This is a genomic window from Zestomonas insulae, assembly GCF_016901015.1.
Taxonomy (GTDB): Bacteria; Pseudomonadota; Gammaproteobacteria; order Pseudomonadales; family Pseudomonadaceae; genus Aquipseudomonas; species Aquipseudomonas insulae.
On sequence record NZ_JAFEUP010000006.1, the window covers coordinates 39,159 to 57,365 of the forward strand.

At 68.5% G+C, this 18,207-nt stretch carries 22 protein-coding genes and 1 riboswitch; of the genes, 13 read left to right on the top strand and 9 right to left on the bottom strand.

The features are described from left to right. Window position 1 precedes the first annotated feature (1 nt). Together JQX08_RS18710 and JQX08_RS18715 are read left to right on the top strand one after the other, a co-directional pair. Entirely contained in the window at window positions 2-886 is an 885-nt protein-coding gene (locus JQX08_RS18710; protein ID WP_205349932.1) for a sugar nucleotide-binding protein, read from the top strand. Continuing rightward, a complete protein-coding gene (locus JQX08_RS18715; RefSeq protein WP_205349933.1) occupies window positions 879-1,808 on the top strand; it encodes an NAD-dependent epimerase/dehydratase family protein in 930 nt (309 codons plus the stop codon). The genes JQX08_RS18710 and JQX08_RS18715 overlap by 8 nt, the downstream gene beginning before the upstream one ends. A gap of 43 nt (window positions 1,809-1,851) precedes the next feature. Here JQX08_RS18715 and JQX08_RS18720 read toward each other — a convergent pair whose 3' ends face one another. The 5 genes from JQX08_RS18720 to JQX08_RS18740 form a co-directional block, all read right to left on the bottom strand. After that, window positions 1,852-2,514, bottom strand: a complete 663-nt coding sequence (locus JQX08_RS18720) for an OmpW family outer membrane protein (RefSeq protein WP_205349934.1) — start codon at window positions 2,512-2,514, stop codon at window positions 1,852-1,854. Between the two features lie 129 nt (window positions 2,515-2,643). Beyond that, the gene (locus JQX08_RS18725; protein ID WP_205349935.1) at window positions 2,644-3,162 is read right to left on the bottom strand and encodes a DUF3299 domain-containing protein; all 519 of its coding nucleotides are present in this window, start codon (window positions 3,160-3,162) and stop codon (window positions 2,644-2,646) included. Between the two features lie 11 nt (window positions 3,163-3,173). Beyond that, entirely contained in the window at window positions 3,174-4,439 is a 1,266-nt protein-coding gene (locus JQX08_RS18730; RefSeq protein ID WP_205349936.1) for an ABC transporter permease, read from the bottom strand. 2 nt (window positions 4,440-4,441) lie between these two features. Beyond that, entirely contained in the window at window positions 4,442-5,149 is a 708-nt protein-coding gene (locus JQX08_RS18735; RefSeq protein ID WP_205349937.1) for an ABC transporter ATP-binding protein, read from the bottom strand. A gap of 55 nt (window positions 5,150-5,204) precedes the next feature. Continuing rightward, window positions 5,205-5,756, bottom strand: coding sequence for a DUF2796 domain-containing protein (locus tag JQX08_RS18740; protein WP_205349938.1), 552 nt, complete (start codon window positions 5,754-5,756; stop codon window positions 5,205-5,207). Between the two features lie 114 nt (window positions 5,757-5,870). Here JQX08_RS18740 and JQX08_RS18745 point away from each other — a divergent pair, with 114 nt between their 5' ends. Continuing rightward, on the top strand, window positions 5,871-6,209 hold the full coding sequence (locus tag JQX08_RS18745; protein WP_205349939.1) for a hypothetical protein: 339 nt from the start codon (window positions 5,871-5,873) through the stop codon (window positions 6,207-6,209). Here JQX08_RS18745 and trxA read toward each other — a convergent pair. From trxA to JQX08_RS18760, 3 genes are all read right to left on the bottom strand, one after another. Beyond that, window positions 6,206-7,078, bottom strand: coding sequence for a thioredoxin (gene trxA, locus JQX08_RS18750; protein WP_205349940.1), 873 nt, complete (start codon window positions 7,076-7,078; stop codon window positions 6,206-6,208). The two genes, JQX08_RS18745 and trxA, sit on opposite strands and share 4 nt — an antisense overlap. Window positions 7,079-7,146: 68 nt before the next feature. Beyond that, complete coding sequence (locus tag JQX08_RS18755; RefSeq protein WP_205349941.1) at window positions 7,147-7,803, bottom strand: 50S ribosomal protein L11 methyltransferase; 657 nt, start codon at window positions 7,801-7,803, stop codon at window positions 7,147-7,149. Next, a complete protein-coding gene (locus JQX08_RS18760) occupies window positions 7,800-8,240 on the bottom strand; it encodes a YbaY family lipoprotein (protein ID WP_205349942.1) in 441 nt (146 codons plus the stop codon). The genes JQX08_RS18755 and JQX08_RS18760 overlap by 4 nt, the downstream gene beginning before the upstream one ends. A 115-nt stretch (window positions 8,241-8,355) precedes the next feature. Here JQX08_RS18760 and nrdR point away from each other — a divergent pair, with 115 nt between their 5' ends. The 10 genes from nrdR to JQX08_RS18810 all read left to right on the top strand — a co-directional run bounded on the left by nrdR (window position 8,356) and on the right by JQX08_RS18810 (window position 16,108). Then, window positions 8,356-8,820, top strand: a complete 465-nt coding sequence (gene nrdR / locus JQX08_RS18765) for a transcriptional regulator NrdR (RefSeq protein WP_205349943.1) — start codon at window positions 8,356-8,358, stop codon at window positions 8,818-8,820. Further along, a complete protein-coding gene (ribD, locus tag JQX08_RS18770) occupies window positions 8,817-9,950 on the top strand; it encodes a bifunctional diaminohydroxyphosphoribosylaminopyrimidine deaminase/5-amino-6-(5-phosphoribosylamino)uracil reductase RibD (RefSeq protein ID WP_205349944.1) in 1,134 nt (377 codons plus the stop codon). The genes nrdR and ribD overlap by 4 nt, the downstream gene beginning before the upstream one ends. A gap of 81 nt (window positions 9,951-10,031) precedes the next feature. Beyond that, window positions 10,032-10,178, top strand: a riboswitch (FMN riboswitch). 118 nt (window positions 10,179-10,296) lie between these two features. Continuing rightward, window positions 10,297-10,959, top strand: a complete 663-nt coding sequence (locus JQX08_RS18775) for a riboflavin synthase (RefSeq protein ID WP_205349945.1) — start codon at window positions 10,297-10,299, stop codon at window positions 10,957-10,959. 11 nt (window positions 10,960-10,970) lie between these two features. After that, window positions 10,971-12,050, top strand: coding sequence for a bifunctional 3,4-dihydroxy-2-butanone-4-phosphate synthase/GTP cyclohydrolase II (gene ribBA, locus JQX08_RS18780; RefSeq protein ID WP_205349946.1), 1,080 nt, complete (start codon window positions 10,971-10,973; stop codon window positions 12,048-12,050). A 92-nt stretch (window positions 12,051-12,142) separates the two neighbouring features. Next, window positions 12,143-12,619 carry a 6,7-dimethyl-8-ribityllumazine synthase gene (ribH, locus tag JQX08_RS18785; RefSeq protein ID WP_205349947.1) on the top strand — a complete coding sequence of 159 codons (477 nt, stop codon included), beginning with the start codon at window positions 12,143-12,145 and terminating at the stop codon, window positions 12,617-12,619. After that, window positions 12,616-13,113: a transcription antitermination factor NusB gene (gene nusB, locus JQX08_RS18790; RefSeq protein ID WP_205349948.1), complete on the top strand. Its 498-nt coding sequence runs from the start codon at window positions 12,616-12,618 to the stop codon at window positions 13,111-13,113. Before ribH ends, nusB begins: the two co-directional genes overlap by 4 nt. Window positions 13,114-13,195: 82 nt before the next feature. Next, complete coding sequence (gene thiL, locus JQX08_RS18795; protein WP_205349949.1) at window positions 13,196-14,155, top strand: thiamine-phosphate kinase; 960 nt, start codon at window positions 13,196-13,198, stop codon at window positions 14,153-14,155. Between the two features lie 16 nt (window positions 14,156-14,171). Continuing rightward, on the top strand, window positions 14,172-14,690 hold the full coding sequence (locus tag JQX08_RS18800; RefSeq protein ID WP_205349950.1) for a phosphatidylglycerophosphatase A family protein: 519 nt from the start codon (window positions 14,172-14,174) through the stop codon (window positions 14,688-14,690). Between the two features lie 25 nt (window positions 14,691-14,715). Continuing rightward, on the top strand, window positions 14,716-15,471 hold the full coding sequence (locus JQX08_RS18805) for a substrate-binding periplasmic protein (protein ID WP_205349951.1): 756 nt from the start codon (window positions 14,716-14,718) through the stop codon (window positions 15,469-15,471). Further along, window positions 15,455-16,108, top strand: a complete 654-nt coding sequence (locus JQX08_RS18810) for a retropepsin-like aspartic protease family protein (protein WP_205349952.1) — start codon at window positions 15,455-15,457, stop codon at window positions 16,106-16,108. Before JQX08_RS18805 ends, JQX08_RS18810 begins: the two co-directional genes overlap by 17 nt. A gap of 49 nt (window positions 16,109-16,157) precedes the next feature. Here JQX08_RS18810 and JQX08_RS18815 read toward each other — a convergent pair whose 3' ends face one another. Further along, the gene (locus JQX08_RS18815; RefSeq protein WP_205349953.1) at window positions 16,158-18,206 is read right to left on the bottom strand and encodes a hypothetical protein; all 2,049 of its coding nucleotides are present in this window, start codon (window positions 18,204-18,206) and stop codon (window positions 16,158-16,160) included. Between the last annotated feature and the right edge of the window lies 1 nt (window position 18,207).

The window sequence follows — 18,207 nt, forward strand, 5'->3', positions numbered from 1 at the left end:
CATGCGAATGCGCCTGATGCTGCTGGGCGGTGGTAATGCCCTGGGTCAGGCGCTGATCCGCCTCGGTGCCGAGGAAGACATCGGCTTCCTCGCCCCCCGCCCGCCGGAACAGGGCTGGGACGTGCCCAGCCTGACCCAGCTGCTCGACGACACCCGCCCCGACGCGGTGATCAACCTGGCCTACTACTTCGACTGGTTCCAGGCCGAAGAGACCAGCACCGAGCGCCTGGCCAGCCAGGAGCGCGCCGTCGAGCGCCTCGCCGAGCTCTGCCAGCACCACCAGATGCTGCTGCTGCAGCCTTCCAGCTACCGGGTGTTCGACGGCTCGCGCGCCACCGCCTACAGCGAGAAGGAAGAGCAGGTGCCGCTCGGCCTGCGCGGCCAGGCGCTGTGGCGCATGGAGCAGAGCGTGCGCGCGGTGTGTCCGCGGCATGTGCTGCTGCGGTTCGGCTGGCTGATGGACGAGAGCCCGGGCGGCCTGCTCGATCGCTTCCTGCGCCGCGCCGAGAAGGACGATGCGCTGTTCGCCGCCGACGACCGGCGTGGCAACCCGACCCCGGTCGACGATGCCGCGCGGGTGCTGATCGCCGTGCTCAAGCAGCTCGATTGCCAGGCGCCGCTGTGGGGCACCTACCACTACGGCGGCCACGAAGCGACCACCACCCTGGCGCTCGGTCAGGCGCTGCTCGGCGAGGCTCGCGTCTACCGTCCGACGCTGCTCGACAGCGTCACCCCGCAAGCGCACGCGGCGCGTCCGGATGCCGCCGACGAGCCGCAGCACGCGGTGCTGGCCTGCAAGAAAATCTTCCACACCTTCGGCATCAAGCCGCGCGCCTGGCGTGCCGGTCTGCCGGCCTTACTGGATCGTTACTATCGCCATGTCTGACGCTCCCATCCTGATCACCGGCGGCGCCGGCTTCATCGGCTCGCACCTGGTCGACGCGCTGCTCGCCCAGGGCCATGCGGTGCGCGTGCTGGACAACCTGTCCACCGGCAAGCGCAGCAACCTGCCGCTGGATAACCCGCGCCTGACGCTGCTCGAGGGCGACGTCGCCGACGCCGCGCTGGTCGCGCGCGCCATGCAGGGCTGCCGCGCGGTCGCCCACCTGGCGGCGGTGGCCTCGGTGCAGGCGTCGGTGGACGATCCGGTGGCCACCCACCAGAGCAACTTCGTCGGCACCCTAAACGTCTGCGAGGCGATGCGTACCCAGGGCGTCAAGCGCGTGCTGTTCGCCTCCAGTGCGGCGGTGTATGGCAACAACGGCGAAGGTGCGGCGATCGACGAGGACACCGCCAAGGCGCCACTGACGCCCTATGCGGTGGACAAGCTGGCCAGCGAGCAGTACCTGGATTTCTATCGCCGCCAACACGGTCTGGAGCCGGCGGTGTTCCGCTTCTTCAATATCTTCGGCCCGCGCCAGGATCCCTCGTCGCCATACTCCGGGGTGATCAGCATCTTCACCGAGCGCGCCCAGGCTGGCCTGCCGATTACCGTGTTCGGTGACGGCGAGCAGACCCGCGACTTCGTCTATGTCGGCGATCTGGTGCACGTGTTGCTGCAGGCCCTGGAGCTGCCCACGCTGGCGGTGGGTCCGGTGAACGTCGGCTTGAGTCGGGCGACCAGCCTGAACCAGCTGCTGGCGCTGATTCGCCAGGTCACCGGCAGCCTGCCCGAGGTGAGCTACGGCGCCGCGCGTGCGGGTGACATCAAGCACTCGCGGGCCAACAACCTGCGCCTGCTGGAGCGCTTCGCCTTCGCCGAGCCGACGCCGATGGCCGAGGGACTGGCGCGCCTGCTCGGGCGCTGACGCAAAAAAGCCGGCAAGTGCCGGCTTTCTTCTTTCTGTGGGCTCAGAACTTGTAGCCCAGGCCGACCATGTACACCCACGGGTCGACGTCGACATCCACCGCCACCTTGGTGTCACCGGCGTAGGTGGTGCCCTTGGTGTCGATGTCGATGTAGCGCACCTGGGCGTTGAGCATGATCTTGTCGGTGAGCATGTAGTCGGCGCCGATCTGCCCGGCGATGCCCCACGAGTCTTCCAGGTCGAGGCCGCGGAAGCCGGCACTTTCTGCCTCGCTGCTTAGCTTGTCGTCGAAGAACCAGGTGTAGTTGATGCCCACCCCGGCGTAGGGCTGGAAGGCCGAAGCCTTGTCCAGCGGGTAGTAGACCACGCTGAGGGTCGGCGGCAGGTGCTTGACCGAACCGAGCTTGAGGCCGCCGAGGCCCTTGGTGCCGATGTCGTGCTCGAACGGGCTGGCGGCGAGCAACTCGATGCCGACGTGGTCGGTGGCCATGTAGGCGAAGTTCAGACCGAGCTGGGTGTCGCTGTCGAGGGTGGCCGCGGTGCCCGGCGCGGCGGCGCCGCCGATCTTCACCGGGCCGCTGCTCTCGTGCGGGTCGACGGTGATCGCGCCAGCACGGACGATGATGTCACCCGCCTGGTGCGCCTGCGCCAGCGGGCTGGCCAGGGCGAGGGCGGTCAGGGTGGCCGTGACGAGGGACTTGTGCATGGGAGGCTCCTAAGGCTTGAACGTGTTGTTGCGTTCAATTTGCCGGAGGCCTCAGGGGCGAGTATTGACCCAGCTCAAGGGTGCATCGAATAAGCGGGCGGTCTATCTAGCGCCTGCCGGTATAAGCGATCAGTTGGCGGGCAGCTCGTAGGGGTAGATTTTGCTCGCCTCCAGGCGGTAGCCGGCATCGGCGATCTCGCTGCTGCTGGCCTCGACCCGCAGCGGCCCCTCGACCCAGAACGGCTGGTACAGCGCATCGACCTGCACGCCTAGTTCGGTGCTGACATGGACGATCTGGTTCGACGGCGGTGGCGGCACGTGGATGCAGGCGCCGAAGTAGGGCACCAGGAGAAAGTCGGTCACCCGACCTTCCTCGCTGACGTCGAGCGGCACGATGTAGCCCGGCAGCTTGATCTGCTGGCCGTCCAGCGCGGCCACCACCGGTGCGCTCGGCGCCTGCTGCTTGGCTGCCGGCGCGGCCTCGGCGGCCAGCGCATCGCCGAGTTGCGCCAGGTCGTGCAGCGGTGCCGGCGCTTGCTCCTGCGGCGGCGCGTCCGCCGGAATCATCTCCGACCAGGTCAGCTCGCGCGGCTCGGCCGCCCAGGCAGTGCCGAGCAGCAACGGGACCAGCAGCAGGCAACGCAACATCGCAGGACTCCTCACAGGCGAATCGACAGACCGTCGGCCAGCGACTGGCGATAGGCGCGCCAGGCCGGCACCACGCCCATCAGCAGGGCGGCGGCCAGGATAGCGCCGAGCAGCGTCCACTCATAGGCGCTCGGCAGTGCCAGCGGCAGGTACAGGCCGTACTGTGCCTGCACATAGCCCTGGCTGGCGGCGATTGCCAGGTACAGCAGCGCCACGCCCAGCAGCACGCCGGCCAGCGCCAGGGCGAAGGCCTCGAGGACCAGCAGGCAGGCGACCTGCCAGGGCCGCGCGCCGACCGAGCGGAGGATGGCCATCTCGCGGCGCCGCTCGTTGAGGCTGGTGAGGATCGCGGTGAGCATGCCGATCAAGCCGGTTAGCACGACGAACAGCGAGACCACGAACAGCGCCTTCTCGGCGGTGCCCATCAGGCTCCACAGCTCCTGCAGGGCAACCCCGGGCAGGATCGCCAGCAGCGGCTCGCCGCGGTACTCGTTGATCTCGCGTTGCACGGCGAAGGTGGCGATCTTGCTGTTCAGACCGAGCAGCACCGCGGTGATTGCCGTGGGCGTCAGGTCCAGGTGGCGCGCCTGCTCGGCGCTGACCTTGCCGCCGCCGCGCGCCGGCACACCGTTCTGCCAGTCGATGTGCAGCGCTTCCATGCCGGCCAGGCTGATGTGCAGGGTGCGATCGACCGGCGTGCCGGTGCGGGCGAGGATGCCGACCACGCGGAACGGTTTGTCGTCGTGCTGCACCAGGCTGATCGTGGCCACGCCATGGGCCAGCACTACCTGGTCGCCGAGCCGGTAGTGCAGCGCGTCGGCCACTTCGGCGCCGAGCACCACCTCGAACGGATCGCTGGCGAAGGCGCGTCCGCTCTGCAGTTGCAGCGGCTGGCCGCGGCCGTAGCGGTAGTGCTCGAAGTAGGCGGCGCTGGTGCCCAGCACCCGGTAACCACGGTGCGAGTCACCGAGCGAGAGCGGAATCGCCCACTTCACCCGCGGACTGGCGGCGAGCTGCTCGAAGCTGCTCCAGCGAATGTTGTTGGTGGCATTGCCGATGCGGAACACCGAGTACAGCAGCAGGTTCACCGAGCCCGAGCGCGCGCCGACGATCAAGTCGGTGCCGCTGATGGTGCTGGCGAAACTGGCTCGCGCCTCGGTGCGCACCCGCTCGACGGCGAGCAGCAGGCACACCGACAGGGCGATGGCGAAGACCGTGAGGCAGGCGGTGAAGCGGCGATTGTTCAGGCTCGCCAGGGCCAGACGCAGCAGGTACATGCTCAGATTCCTAGCGGGCGCGCGGCGCGATTGAGTTCGGCCAGCGACAGGCTGCGGTCGAACAGCGGTGCCAGGCCCTGATCGTGGCTGACGAACAGCAGGCTGGCGCCGGCCTCGCGGCATTCGGCGAAGAGCAGGCGCAGGAAGGCCTCGCGTGCGTCGCTGTCGAGCGCCGAGGTCGGTTCGTCGGCGATCACCAGTTCCGGCTGGCCGATCAGCGCGCGGGCGGCGGCGACGCGCTGCTGCTGGCCGATCGACAGCGCATCGGCGCGCCGCTCGAGCAGCGCGGTGCTGAGGCCGAGGTGCTCGAGCAGCGTGGCGGCCGCGGCGTCGACGCTGCCGTGGCGCTGGCGCGCGCGCGCCGCCCGCAACGGCGAGAAGTGGCAGGGCAGCTCGACGTTGTCGCGCACCGAGAGAAACGGCAGCAGGTTGAACTGCTGGAAGATGTAGCCGGTGTGGTCGACCCGGAAACGGTCGCGCGCGCCCGCGCGCATGGTCCCCAGCTCCGTGCCGAGCAGCCGCACGCTGCCGCGACCGGCGCGCTGCACGCCGCCGAGCAGGCCGAGCAGGGTGGTCTTGCCGCTGCCGCTGGGGCCCTTGAGGAACAGGGTTTCGCCGCGCTCGAGGCGGAACTGTGGGATGTCCAGCAACTCGTCCTGGCCGGGCCAGGCGAAGCCGAGGTCGCTGATTTCAAGCAAGGCTGAGGACATGGTGATCTCTGCAGGGGACGCGTCGGCGCGGACGTGCCGAAATAGCGCGGTGCGCTCAGAACGTCAGGCGCGGATTGCTCGGGGTCAGCTCGGCACCCAGCTGGCCGGCCGGGCCGATCAGCTGCACGGCGATCTTGCTGGTGCCCGGAAAGTGCCGGAAGAAGCCGCTGAGGTCCAGCGCCTTGAGCTGCTGTGGCTGGGCGCAAGTCAGCTGGTAGCTGGCGTCGATGTCGCTGTGCGCGTGGCCGGTGTGCTCGTCAGCAGCGGGTGCCGCGCCGAACAGCGGGCTGTCCAGGCGCTGCTCGTGCACTTGGCAAGTTGCGGCGCTATCCAGGCCGAACAGGCCAAGGGGGTGCTCAAGCAAGGTGCGGGCGGCAGCGACCTTGGCCTGGTCGGCCTCGCTGCTGGCGGCGTGCTCGAAACCGACGAGATTGATCGCCGGGCTCTCCAGCGCCAGTTCCAGCATCTCGCCTTCGAAGGCCACGTTCAGCGTGGCGGTGCCATGCTCGTGCTTGCCCAGGCTGGCGTGCTCGTCATGGTCGTCATGCGCCAGCGCGGCGGTTAGGGGTAGCAGGGTGAAGGGCAGGGCAAGCAGCAGGCGGCGCATGGAGAATCTCCGGCAACGAATTTGTTTTGTTACGTTATAACAAGTTTTTGCCGACGGCTAGCCCTGCCAGCGGCCGCGTGGGAGCATGCGCGGCAAATGCGTGGAGGGCAGACGATGCTGCGGATTCGAGGAACGATCGGCGACTGGCCGGTGGATCTCAGTGTGGAGATGGACGAGGCCGACTGGCGTGACCTGGCGGCGCAGCTGCCGGCCGCGGTGAGCGAGGCGTTACCGCGGGTGGCCTCGGCGCCGGCCAGCGATGCGCTGTGGCAGACGGCACTGGACCTGCTGCGCCAGGCTGGGGAGATGGAGGGCACCGCGCTGCTCGAGGCGCTGGAAGCGCTGACCGGCAACGCCGCGGCGGGCAAGCGCCTGCTGGTGCGGCTGCGCCACTGCCCGCAGGTGCAGATCGAAAGCGGCGCGGATACGCCGCTGTATCGCTGGGTCGGTTAGTACAGCGCCTGGTACAGCTTGCGGCGGTAGGCGATCACCAGCGGGTGATCGCTGCCGAGCAGGTCGAACACCTGCAGCAGGGTCTTGTGCGGCAGGCCATCGGCGTAGCTGCGGTTGCGCACGAACAGCTTGAGCAACGCGTCGAGGGCCGCCTCGTATTGCTGCAGAGCGAGCTGGTGGATGGCCAGCTGGTAGCTGGCTTCGTCGTCGCCAGCGTTCTGCGCCAGGCGGCTCTTCAGCTCGGCGGCATCCGGCAGGTCGGCAACCTGGCGCAGGAAGGTCAATTGCGCCTTGGCAGCTGCCAGCGCCTGCTTGTGTTCGTCACCTTTCACCGCGTCCAGCACGGTGGCGGCTTCGCCCAGCTCACCGCGCTCGGCCAGGCAGCGCGCGTAGAGAATCAACGCCGCGGCGTTGCTGTTGTCCTCGCCGAGCAGTTGCTTGAGCAGGTTCTCCGCCTCGGCGAAGCGCCCGGCGGCGAACAGTTCCTGGGCAGCCACCAGCGGATCGCCGGCCTCCGGCGCCGGCAGCTGGACGTGCGGCTCGAGCAGCGTGCGGATCGCCGATTCCGGCTGCGCGCCGGCAAAACCGTCGACCGGCTGGCCATCCTTGAACAGCACCACGGTGGGCAGGCTGCGGATGCCGAAGCGGGCGACGATGTCCTGCTCGATGTCGCAGTTGACCTTGGCCAGCAGCAGCTCGCCGCGGTACTCCTCGGTGATCTTCGCCAGCAGCGGCATCAGTGCCTTGCACGGCGCACACCAGTCGGCCCAGAAGTCGACCAGCACCGGCTTGTGGAAGGAGTTCTGGATCACTAGCTGATCGAAGCTGGCGGCTCCGGCGATATCGAAGATGTACGGGCTGTCGCTCATGGTTGGTCTCGAATGGGGCGCGATGGATGCGACTATAAATGCGGGCGCCGGCTCACGGATACAAGGCGTCAGGCGCGCCGCGCGTGGTACAGGCTGACTCGGCGGAATTCCGCCGGCTCGGCGAGGTCCGGCCAGGTACAGGCGTCGAGCACGGCGAGGCATTGGTACAGCGGGTGCTGGAAGTCGCGCACCCGCGAATCGGCGACCAGCGCCTCGCGGCCCCGGCTGAGGAACTGGTCGAGCAGCGGCAGGTTGGCGCGGTCGTAGAGCACGTCGGCGACGATGATCAAATCGAAACGGTCGGCTTCGGCGAAGAAGTCCGCCGAATAGCTCAGCGTCACGTCGTTCAGCGCGGCGTTGGCGCGGCACGCTTCGAGCGCCACCGGGTCGAGGTCGCAGGCCACCACTTCCGCCGCGCCGGCCTTGGCCGCGGCGATCGCCGCTACCCCGGAGCCGGCGCCGAAATCCAGTACGCGCTTGCCGCGCACCCACTCCGGGCGCTCGGCCAGCCAGCGCGCCAGGACCAGGCCGCTGGCCCAGCAGAAGCACCAGTACGGCGGCTCCTCGAGGATCAGCCGGGTTTCTTCCGGGCTGAACGCGCGGTCCATGTTCTGTTCGTCGATCAGCCACAGGCGCAGGTCGGTACCCGGCAGCGGGCTGGCGACCAGGCGGGCGTCACCGAGCAGCTGCTGCAGCTCGGCCTGCAGGCGGGCCGGGGCGGTCACGGCGCGGTCACCAAGGGCAGTTCGCCGAGGCTCTGGTTCTGCGCCTGAACGATGCGCTGCGGCGGCAGGTGCAGGATCAGTTGGCCGGACTGGCTGACCCGCGCGCGCAGTTCGATGCGCGCGCCGGCGGGGAAGGATTCGGGGTTGAAGGTCAGGCGGAATGGCAGGGCCTGGCCGTTTCCGGTCAGCTCCAGGCTGCCGAGCAGCTGTTGCGGGCGGTCGCGCTCGTCGATCACCAGCAGGGCTATTTCCACCTGGCTGCCGGCCGGCGGGGTGCGCAGGCTGCCGCGCAGTTCGCGTAAATGCGCCGGCAGCGCAGGCTCGGCGGCGATCGCCGGCTTGGCCGGGGCGGCGGGTGGCGGTGCGGGCGTCGGCTCGCTGGCGCAGGCGACCAGCAGCAGGGTGGCGAGGCAGGCGAAAAGCGGGCGTGGCGGCATGGCAGTCCTATGGCGAAATGGACGGGCGGGCGCCTGTATACCGCAAAGCGCCTGCCTTGTCTTGCCGTCGCGATGCGCTACCATGGCCGCTCCATCCCGCCGTGCCCGACTTTCTATGCATTGCCCATTCTGCTCCGCCAATGACACCAAAGTGATCGACTCACGCCTGGTCGCCGAAGGCGAGCAGGTACGCCGCCGCCGCGAATGCCTAGCCTGCGGCGAGCGCTTCACCACCTTCGAGACCGCCGAACTGGTGATGCCGCGCCTGATCAAGCAGGACGGCGCGCGGCAGCCGTTCGACGAAGACAAGCTGCGTGCCGGCATGCAGCGCGCGCTGGAGAAGCGCCCGGTGAGCCTCGAGCGGCTCGACGCGGCGATCGGCTATATCAAGCACCAGCTGCGCGCCACCGGCGAGCGCGAGATCAAGTCGCGGGTCCTCGGCGAACTGGTGATGGCCGAGCTGCAGAAGCTCGATGAAGTTGCTTACATCCGCTTCGCCTCGGTGTACCGGCGCTTCCAGGACCTCAACGAGTTCCGCGAGGAAATCGACCGCCTGGCCCGCGAGCCGGCGAAAGAATGAGCCTGGCTGCGCAGGACGCAGTGGACGTGCGCTACATGGCGCGCGCCCTGGAGCTGGCGCGCAAGGGCCTGTATTCGACCCACCCCAACCCGCGCGTCGGCTGCGTGATCGTGCGTGACGGGCAGGTCGTCGGGGAAGGCTGGCACGCCCGCGCCGGCGAGCCGCACGCCGAGGTGCACGCGCTGCGCCAGGCCGGCGAGCGGGCACGCGGCGCCACCGCCTACGTCACCCTGGAACCCTGCAGCCACCACGGGCGCACCCCGCCGTGCGCCGAGGCGCTGGTCGGCGCCGGCCTGGCGCGGGTGGTCGCGGCGATGCAGGACCCCAATCCGCAGGTCGCCGGGCGCGGCCTGCTGCTGCTCGCCGAAGCCGGCATCGCCGTGCACAGCGGCGTGCTCGAGGCCGAGGCGCGCGAGCTCAACGCTGGCTTCATCAAGCGCATGGAGCACGGCCTGCCGTTGGTGCGGATCAAGCTGGCGATGAGCCTGGACGGGCGCACGGCGATGGCCAGCGGCGAAAGCCAGTGGATCACCGGACCGGCCGCGCGCGCCGAAGTGCAGCGCCTGCGCGCGCGCTCCAGCGTGGTGCTGAGCGGTGCCGATACGGTGCTGGCCGATGCCGCACGGCTCACCGTGCGCCCCGACGAGCTGGGCCTGAATGCCGAGCTGACCGCCCTGGCGGTGACCCGTCCGCCGCTGCGCGTGCTGGTCGACGGGCGCCTGCGGGTACCGCTCGACGCGCCGTTCTACCAGGCCGGCGCCGCCCTGGTGGCGACCTGTGCGGCCGCCGCGGCGCGCGATCGCTTCCTCGAGGAAGGCCACGAGCTGCTCGCCGTGCCCGGCAGCAACGGCCATGTCGACCTGCGTAAGCTGCTCGCCGAACTGGCCGCACGCGGCGCCAACGAGGTTCTGGTCGAGGCCGGACCGCGTCTGGCCGGGGCCTTTGCGCGACTCGGGCTGGTCGACGAGTACCGTCTGTTTGTCGCCCCCAAACTGCTTGGTTCCAGCGCGCGACCGCTGCTCGAGCTGCCGCTGGCGCGCATGGCCGAGGCGCAGGACCTGCGCATTTGCGACATCCGTGCGGTCGGCGACGACTGGCAGATCACCGCGGTGCCCCAGCGCCCGTACTGATGGTGCGCCATGCACGGCGGTCATGCGGGTGCCAAGCGGCGGCGTTATGTGGTAAAAAGCGCGCTGTCACGCGAGTGACGAATACGTTCTCAGGGCGGGGTGCAATTCCCCACCGGCGGTAATGGCGCGCAACGCGTCTAGCCCGCGAGCGCCTTTCGCTGAAAGGGACAGCAGACCCGGTGTGATTCCGGGGCCGACGGTCATAGTCCGGATAAAGAGAGAACGGGATTGCCTCGCGGGCCGTGTGCCCGTGCTTGCTCCCCTTCGATCGATAGCCCTGTTTTGCTGAAAAACAGGAGTTGTTCATGATGTTCCGTCTCACCCCGCTGCGCGCCCCGGAGGACCTATGTTCACCGGCATAATCGAAGCCATCGGCAGCATCCGCGCCCTGACCCCGAAAGGCGGTGACGTGCGTGTCCAGGTCGCCACCGGCAAGCTCGACCTCAGCGACGTCAAGCTCGGCGACAGCATCGCCGTCAACGGCGTGTGCCTGACCGCCGTCGAACTGCCTGGCGACGGCTTCTGGGCCGACGTCAGCCGCGAGACCCTGGCGCGCACCGCGTTCATCGACCTCAAGCCCGGCAGCCGAGTCAACCTGGAAAAGGCCCTGACCCCGACCACCCGCCTCGGCGGCCACCTGGTCAGCGGTCACGTCGACGGCGTCGGCGAGATCGTGTCCCGCGAGGACAATGCCCGTGCCGTGCAATTCCGCATCCGCGCGCCGCGCGAACTGGCCAAGTACATCGCCCTCAAGGGTTCGATCACCGTCGACGGCACCAGCCTGACCGTCAACGCGGTGAACGGCGCCGAGTTCGAGCTGACCATCGTGCCGCACACCCTGGCCGAGACCATCATGGTCGACTACCGCCCGGGCCGCCTGGTCAACCTCGAGGTCGACCTGCTGGCGCGCTACCTCGAGCGCCTGCTGCTCGGCGACAAGGCCGCCGAGCCCAGCGCGTCCGGCATCACCGAAGGCTTCCTGGCCGAACACGGCTACCTGAACAAGTAAGGAGACGCCCGATGGCGCTCAACACCGCTGAAGAACTGATCGAAGACATCCGCGCCGGCAAGATGGTCATCCTCATGGATGACGAGGACCGCGAGAACGAAGGCGACATCATCATCGCCTCCGAATGCGTCACCGCCGAGCACATCAACTTCATGGCCCGCTTCGCCCGTGGCCTGATCTGCATGCCGATGACCCGCGAGCGCTGCGAGACCCTGCAGCTGCCGCTGATGGCGCCGCGCAACGGTTCCGGCTTCGGCACCAAGTTCACCGTCTCCATCGAGGCTGCCGAAGGGGTGACCACCGGCATCTCCGCCGCCGACCGCGCGCGCACCGTGCAGGCCGCAGTGGCCAAGGGGGCAGTGGCCGCCGATATCGTCAGCCCGGGGCATATTTTCCCGCTGATGGCCCAGCCCGGCGGCGTGCTGGCCCGTGCCGGACACACCGAGGCGGCCTGCGACCTGGCGCGCATGGGCGGTTTCGAGCCGTCCGGGGTGATCTGCGAGATCATGAACGACGACGGCACCATGGCCCGCCGCCCGGAGCTGGAGGCCTTCGCCGAGCTGCACGGCATCAAGATCGGCACCATCGCCGACCTGATCCACTACCGGCTGATCCACGAGCGCACCGTCGAGCGCATCAGCGAGCAACCGCTGGACACCGAAGTCGGCCAGTTCAACCTGGTCACCTACCGCGACGCGGTGGAAGACACCGTGCACATGGCGCTGACCCTCGGCCGCATCTGCCCCGAGGAACCGACCCTGGTGCGCGTGCACAACATGGAACCGCTGCGTGACCTGTTCATGGTCAACCAGCCGGGGCGCTGGAGCCTGCGCGCGGCGATGGCCAAGGTGGCCGACGCCGGCAGCGGCGTGGTGCTGCTGCTCGGCAACCCGCTGACCGGTCCGGAGCTGCTCGCCCACCTCGGTCGCCAGCAGCCGCCGAGCCCGGCGACCTACAGCACGGTCGGCGCCGGTTCGCAGATCCTCCGCGACCTCGGTGTGCGCCAGATGCGCCTGATGAGCTCGCCGATGAAGTTCAACGCGATATCCGGTTTCGACCTGGAGGTTGTAGAATACCTCCCCTCTGAATAAGGCCCGCAGCCGCTGCGGCCCACGGGGCGCCACGTTGCGCCCCTTTTTCATCTTTACTCCCTGAATCTGCTCTTTACTGACGAGAACGCTCCATGACCCTGAAGACCATCGAAGGTACCTTTATCGCCCCCAAAGGCCGCTATGCCCTGGTGGTCGGCCGCTTCAACAGCTTTGTGGTTGAAAGCCTGGTCAGCGGCGCGGTCGACGCGCTGGTGCGCCACGGCGTCAGCGAGAGCGACATCACCGTGATCCGTGCCCCGGGCGCCTTCGAGATTCCGCTGGTGGCGCAGAAAGTCGCCCAGCGTGGCGAATACGACGCGATCATCGCCCTCGGCGCCGTGATCCGTGGCGGCACCCCGCACTTCGAATACGTCGCCGGCGAATGCACCAAGGGCCTGGCCCAAGTGTCCCTGGAGTTCGGCGTACCGGTGGCCTTCGGCGTGCTGACCGTCGATTCCATCGAGCAAGCCATCGAGCGCTCCGGCACCAAGGCTGGCAACAAGGGTGCCGAAGCCGCCCTGTCCGCGCTGGAAATGATCAGTCTGCTGGCGCAGCTGGAGGCCAAGTGAGCCGCGACGATAGCGACCGCTTCAACCCGCCCGCGGAGAAGCGGCCGAACGCCCCCACCGGCAAGATCGCTGCGCGTCGTCAGGCGCGCAGCCTGGCCATGCAGGCGTTGTATCAGTGGCAGATGGCCGGTCACTCGCTTAACGAGATCGAAGCGCAGTTCCGCGTCGACAACGATTTCAGCGAAGTCGACGGCGCCTATTTCCACGAAATCCTGCACGGCGTGGCGACCAACAAGAGCGAGATCGACGAGGCCTTCGAAGGCCTGCTCGACCGTCCGCTGGCCGACCTCGACCCGGTGGAACTGGCCATCCTGCGCCTGTCCACCTGGGAACTGCTCAAACGTGTCGACGTGCCGTACCGCGTGGCGATCAACGAGGGCATCGAGCTGGCCAAGGTGTTCGGCGCCACCGACGGACACAAGTTCGTCAACGGCGTGCTCGACAAGCTGGCGCCCAAGCTGCGCGCCGCCGAAGTGAACGCGGCCAAGCGCTGAGTGCGGGGCTCTGTGGGCGCGGCCCGCGGCCGCGACGCGGTCGCTGTCGCGGCCCAGGTTGAGCCCACCGCTGGAGTCTCATGTGGGTGAATTCGAACTGATCCGCCGCTACTTCGCCGCCGCGGCCAGCGCCCAGCCGGCCGCCGGTGTCGCACTCGGTATCGGTGACGATTGCGCCCTGCTGCAGGTGTCCGCCGGCGAACAGCTGGCGGTGTCCACCGACACCCTGGTTGCCGGGGTGCACTTTCCCGAATCCTGTGATCCCCGCCTGCTCGGCCAGCGCGCGCTCGCCGTGGCCGCCAGCGACCTGGCGGCGATGGGCGCTGCGCCGCTGGCCTTCACCCTGGCGCTGACCCTGCCGACGGCCGAACCGGCCTGGCTGCAGGGTTTCGCCGAGGGCCTCGACCAGATGGCCCGGCAATGCGGCCTGGCCCTGGTCGGCGGGGATACCACGCGCGGCCCGCTGAGCCTGACCCTGACCGTGTTCGGTCGCCTACCGGCCGGCCAGGCGCTGACCCGCGGCGGTGCCCAGGTCGGCGATCTGCTCTGTGTCGGCGGCTCGCTCGGCGACGGTGCCGGTGCGCTTCCGCTGGTGCTCGGCCAGCAGACCGCCTCGGCGGAGCTCGCCGCAGCGCTGCTGGCGCGCTACTGGGCGCCGCAGCCGCAGTTCGTGCTCGGCCAGGTGCTGCGCGGTCGGGCCACGGCGGCGCTGGATATCTCCGACGGGTTGCTCGCCGACTGCGGGCATATCGCCCAGGCCTCCGGCGTTGCCGTGCTGGTCGAGCGCGAGCGTCTGCCGCTGTCGCCGGCGCTGCTCGCTCTCTACGGGCGGGACGCCGCGCTGGCGCAGGCCTTGTCCGGTGGCGACGACTACCGTCTGGTCTGCTGCCTGCCGCCGGCGCAGCTCGCCGAAGTGCAGGCCGCCTGGCCGGAGCTGACGGTGATTGGGCGTATCGCCGCCGGCCACGGGGTCCAGTTGCTCGACGCCAACGGCCAGCCACTGGCCATGCCGGTCGCCGGCTACCAACATTTTCAGCCCTAGTCTTCAGGACCGCCTCGTGCCCGAACATCCCGACCAAGCTCCCGCCCAGCCCGTGCCGCCTTCGGTGTGGCGCAACCCTTGGCACTTCCTGGCCTTCGGCTTCGGCTCCGGTACCCTGCCGAAAGCGCCGGGCACTTGGGGCTCGCTGGTGGCACTGCCGTTCATCCCGCTGTGGCAGATGCTGCCGGACTGGGGCTACTGGCTGATGCTCGGGCTGACCATGTTGTTCGGCTTCTGGCTGTGCGGGCGGGTCGCCGATGACTTGCGCGTGCACGACCACGAAGGCATCGTCTGGGACGAGATGGTTGGCATGTGGATCACCCTGTGGCTGGTGCCCGAGGGTTGGGGCTGGCTGCTGGCGGGCTTTGTGGTGTTCCGCATCTTGGATATTCTCAAGCCCTGGCCGATACGCTGGGTTGATCGCCATGTGCACGGCGGGGTCGGCATCATGCTCGACGACGTGCTCGCCGGCGTGTTCGCCTGGCTGGTGATGCAGGGATTGGTGTGGGGCTGGGCAGAACTGGCCCTGGTTTGACGGTGGTTGGGGCGAGGGCAGCGGAATGCGTCGCGGAATAGGGATATTGCTCGGGCTGCTGAGCTGGTGGGCGCTGCACGGATACGCGCAGGACGCGCCGCCGGCGGACATCCGGGTGGCCAGCGAAGTCTGGAAACAGTACACCGAGCGGGATGGCAGCGGCCTCGGCTGGGACCTGTTGCGCGCGGTGTACGAGCCGCTTGGCGTGCAACTGAAGACCCAGAGCGTGCCCTACACCCGCTCGATCGGCCTGGTGCAGCGCGGCGAAGCGGATGCCTGGCTCGGCTCCTACGCGGATGAAGTGCGCAACGGCGTGGTCTACCCGCAGTGGCATTTCGACGCCGACCAGATCTGCACCCTCGGCCTCACCGAGCAGCCGGTGGTGACCCTGGCCAGCCTGCCGCGTTTCCACCTGGCGTGGATGCGCGGCTACGGCTACGAGCGTTATCTGACGAACTTGACCCACTTCCAGGAAATCCAGCGCCGCGACGGTATCCTGTCGATGCTGCGCCTCAGGCACGCCGACCTGTTCATCGACGCCCGTCCGGAGATCGAGGAAGTCCTCGAGGGCGCCGAGGATCGCGCCGCCTTCCGCGTCACCTGTCTGACCCAGTTGCCGCTGTATGTCGGTTTTGCCGACACCGCCAAGGGTCGTGCGCTGGCGGCGTTGTACGATCGGCGCATGGCGCAGTTGGTGCGCAGCGGCGAGCTGCGGCCGTTGTTTGCGCGCTGGCACTACCCCTATCCCTTCGAAGAGGCTCCTCATGCGTCGACGCCTTGATCTGCTTGCCGCCGGCCTGCTGCTGGCCGCCGTCTCCACCCTGCATGCGGCACCGCTGGTACAGGTGGTCGGCCTGTTCCCGGGCGCCGCGGTGCTCAAGGTCGATGGCCAGCGTAAGCTGGTCAAGGTCGGCCAGACCGGCCCCGGCGGCGTGCAGGTGGTGAGTGCCGACAGTCGCGGCGCGGTGCTGCGTGTCGACGGCGTGGAGCAGAGCTACAGCCTCAGCCGCGAGTACGGCGAGGGCGGCTACAGCGCGCCGACACGTCAGCAGCTGAGCATCGCCCGTGGCATCGGCGGCCACTACTGGGTGGCCGGCTCGGTGGACGGCCATCCGGTGCAGTTCCTGGTCGACACCGGCGCCACCTCGGTGGCGCTCAACGAAGGCCAGGCGCGTACCCTCGGCCTGGATTTCCGCGTCCAGGGCCAACCCATGCAGGTCAGCACCGCCAGCGGCACGGCCAAGGCCTGGCGGGTCAAGCTCGACCGCGTCAAGGTCGGCACCCTGGAGCTGCTCGGCGTGGAAGCCATGGTGCTCGAGGGCGACTCGCCGAGCGAGGCGCTGCTGGGCATGAGCTTCCTCAATCGGGTCGGCTGGCGTGAGGATCAAGGTGTGCTGCTGCTCGAATCCAAGCACTGAGCCGCCACCGCCATAACTGAATAGGGCGCCTTTTGGCGCCCTGTTGCGTTTACAGGTAGCGACTCCACATCAGCTTGGCCTGGCCAGTCTGGCCGCTGCCACTGCCGCTGCTGTCGCCGCTGTTCTGGCATTCGCCGCCGCTGCACACCGGCACGTCTTCCGGGTCGAAGCCGGGCGGCAGGTTGCGCAGGTCGATGGTGGTGCTGCCGCTCCAGTTGTTGCTGCCACCGCCTTGGCGGGCGGCGGTGATGTAGCCGTTGACCGTGGTGTCACCGCCAGTCTGCAGCAGATTGCCGGCGACCAGGCTGCCATAGATCTTGCTCGACGCGCCGAGGCTGATGTTGCCGCCGCTGAAGCTGCTGCCGCTGTAGCTGCCGGCGAGCAGGGCGATGTTGCCCAGCGAGTTGGACTTCAGCTGCTGGGTGGTGAGGTCGCAGAAATTGGTAGGGTACAGGCCGACGTAGTAGGTGTTGGCGCAGGTCTGCGCGTAGCCGGCGTAGTTCACCGCGAAGGTGCGGTGGCTGCCGCTGGTGACGATGTTGCCGGTGGCCAGGATGGTGTTGCGGAAGGTGCCGCTGGCCAGTTCGACGTCGCCGGCGAACCACAGCACGCCGGGTGCGACCACCGCCGGGGTGGTGTCGCCGGTCTGCCCGGTGAGGGTCCACTTGCCGGAGGCGAACACGATGCTCTGTGCGCCGTCGAAGGTGCCCTGGGTGATCTTGCGCAGGTTGGCCACGCCGGGGCCGGTGCAGGTGCCGTTGACCACCGTGGCGCACTCGTCGCGGCAGTAGCCGTTGCCGTCCAGTTCGGCGCACAGGTAGCCGAAACGGTCATTGAAACCGACGCGGATCTTGCCCAGCCGGTAGCGGCCATTGGCGATGCCGTTGACGTTGTTCACCGTGACGCGGATCAGGTTGCTGCTGAATTCGAACAGGTAGTTCGCCGAATCCTTCAGCTCGTTGGCGTCTACGCGCACCTTGGGCGGGGTGAACGGCAGCAACGGGCTGATCAAGGTGACGGTGACCGGGGTCGGCGCGATGATCTTGGCCGGCGCCACCGGGCAGCCGCTGACGCTGCCGGCGGCGCGGATGCTGTCGAAGGTATTCCAGTTGACGCTCGGGCAGGTCACGTTGGCCTGGCTGGTGATCGCCCGCACGGTGGGGAAATTGCTGACCGTGACGTTGCCCACTGCGTTGGCGCTGGCCGTGGTGCCGTTGCTGATCGCCATGGTCTTGCCGGCGGTAAAGGTGCCGTGGCTGCCGCCGCTGCTTGCGCTGAGCTTGCCGAGCGCGTTGGCGGTGGCGACGCTGCCGTTGTTGATGGTGATGTCGCCGTTGGCGTTGAGCAGGCCCTGGGTGCCACCGCTGTTGATGATGATGTTGCCGAGCGCCGAGGCCTTGACCGCCGACGCCGAGCCGCTGAGGTTGATGTTGCCGTTGGCGAACACTTCCTCGACCTTGATCGCGCTGCCGATGCTGACGTCGCCGGTGGCCTGCAGGGTCTTGATCCCGGTGACCGAGGCGCTGTTCAGGGTAACGTTACCCTGCACGTTGAAGCGCGCGTTGTCGCCGCCCTTCACGTCGATGCCGCCGGACATGTTCAGATCGCCATAGATGTTGATCACATCGTTGGGATTGCCGGAATTGTTGTTCTGCCCACCGCCGCCGGGCACCACCGCGAACACCACCTGCAGGGTCGAGGTGGCGCGCGCCGCGTCGTCCTGATTGCGCACATTGGCGGTGATCGTATAGCGCTGTTCGCTGGCCCCGGAGGCGGGCGCCTGATTGGCGACGATGCTGGCGTGCAGCACGCGGTCGCCGATCTGCATGGCGATGTCGTTGCCGGCGACCAGTGCGCCGAGCGCGGTCTGGTCGAGCTGGGTGAAGTACTGGCGGAGGATTTCCACGCCGGCCCAGGCGCCGGCCTGGGCGTTGGTGCTGGCATGCACCGCCACCTGTTTCTCCTGGGTGCCGCGCACCGCATGCATCACGCCGAACGCGGTGACGGTCAGCGCCATGCCGGCGAGCAGCACGATGAAGATGGTCGCCATGCCGCGCTGGCGGGCAGGGGGTGCATGGCGGAACGAACGCAAGCCCATG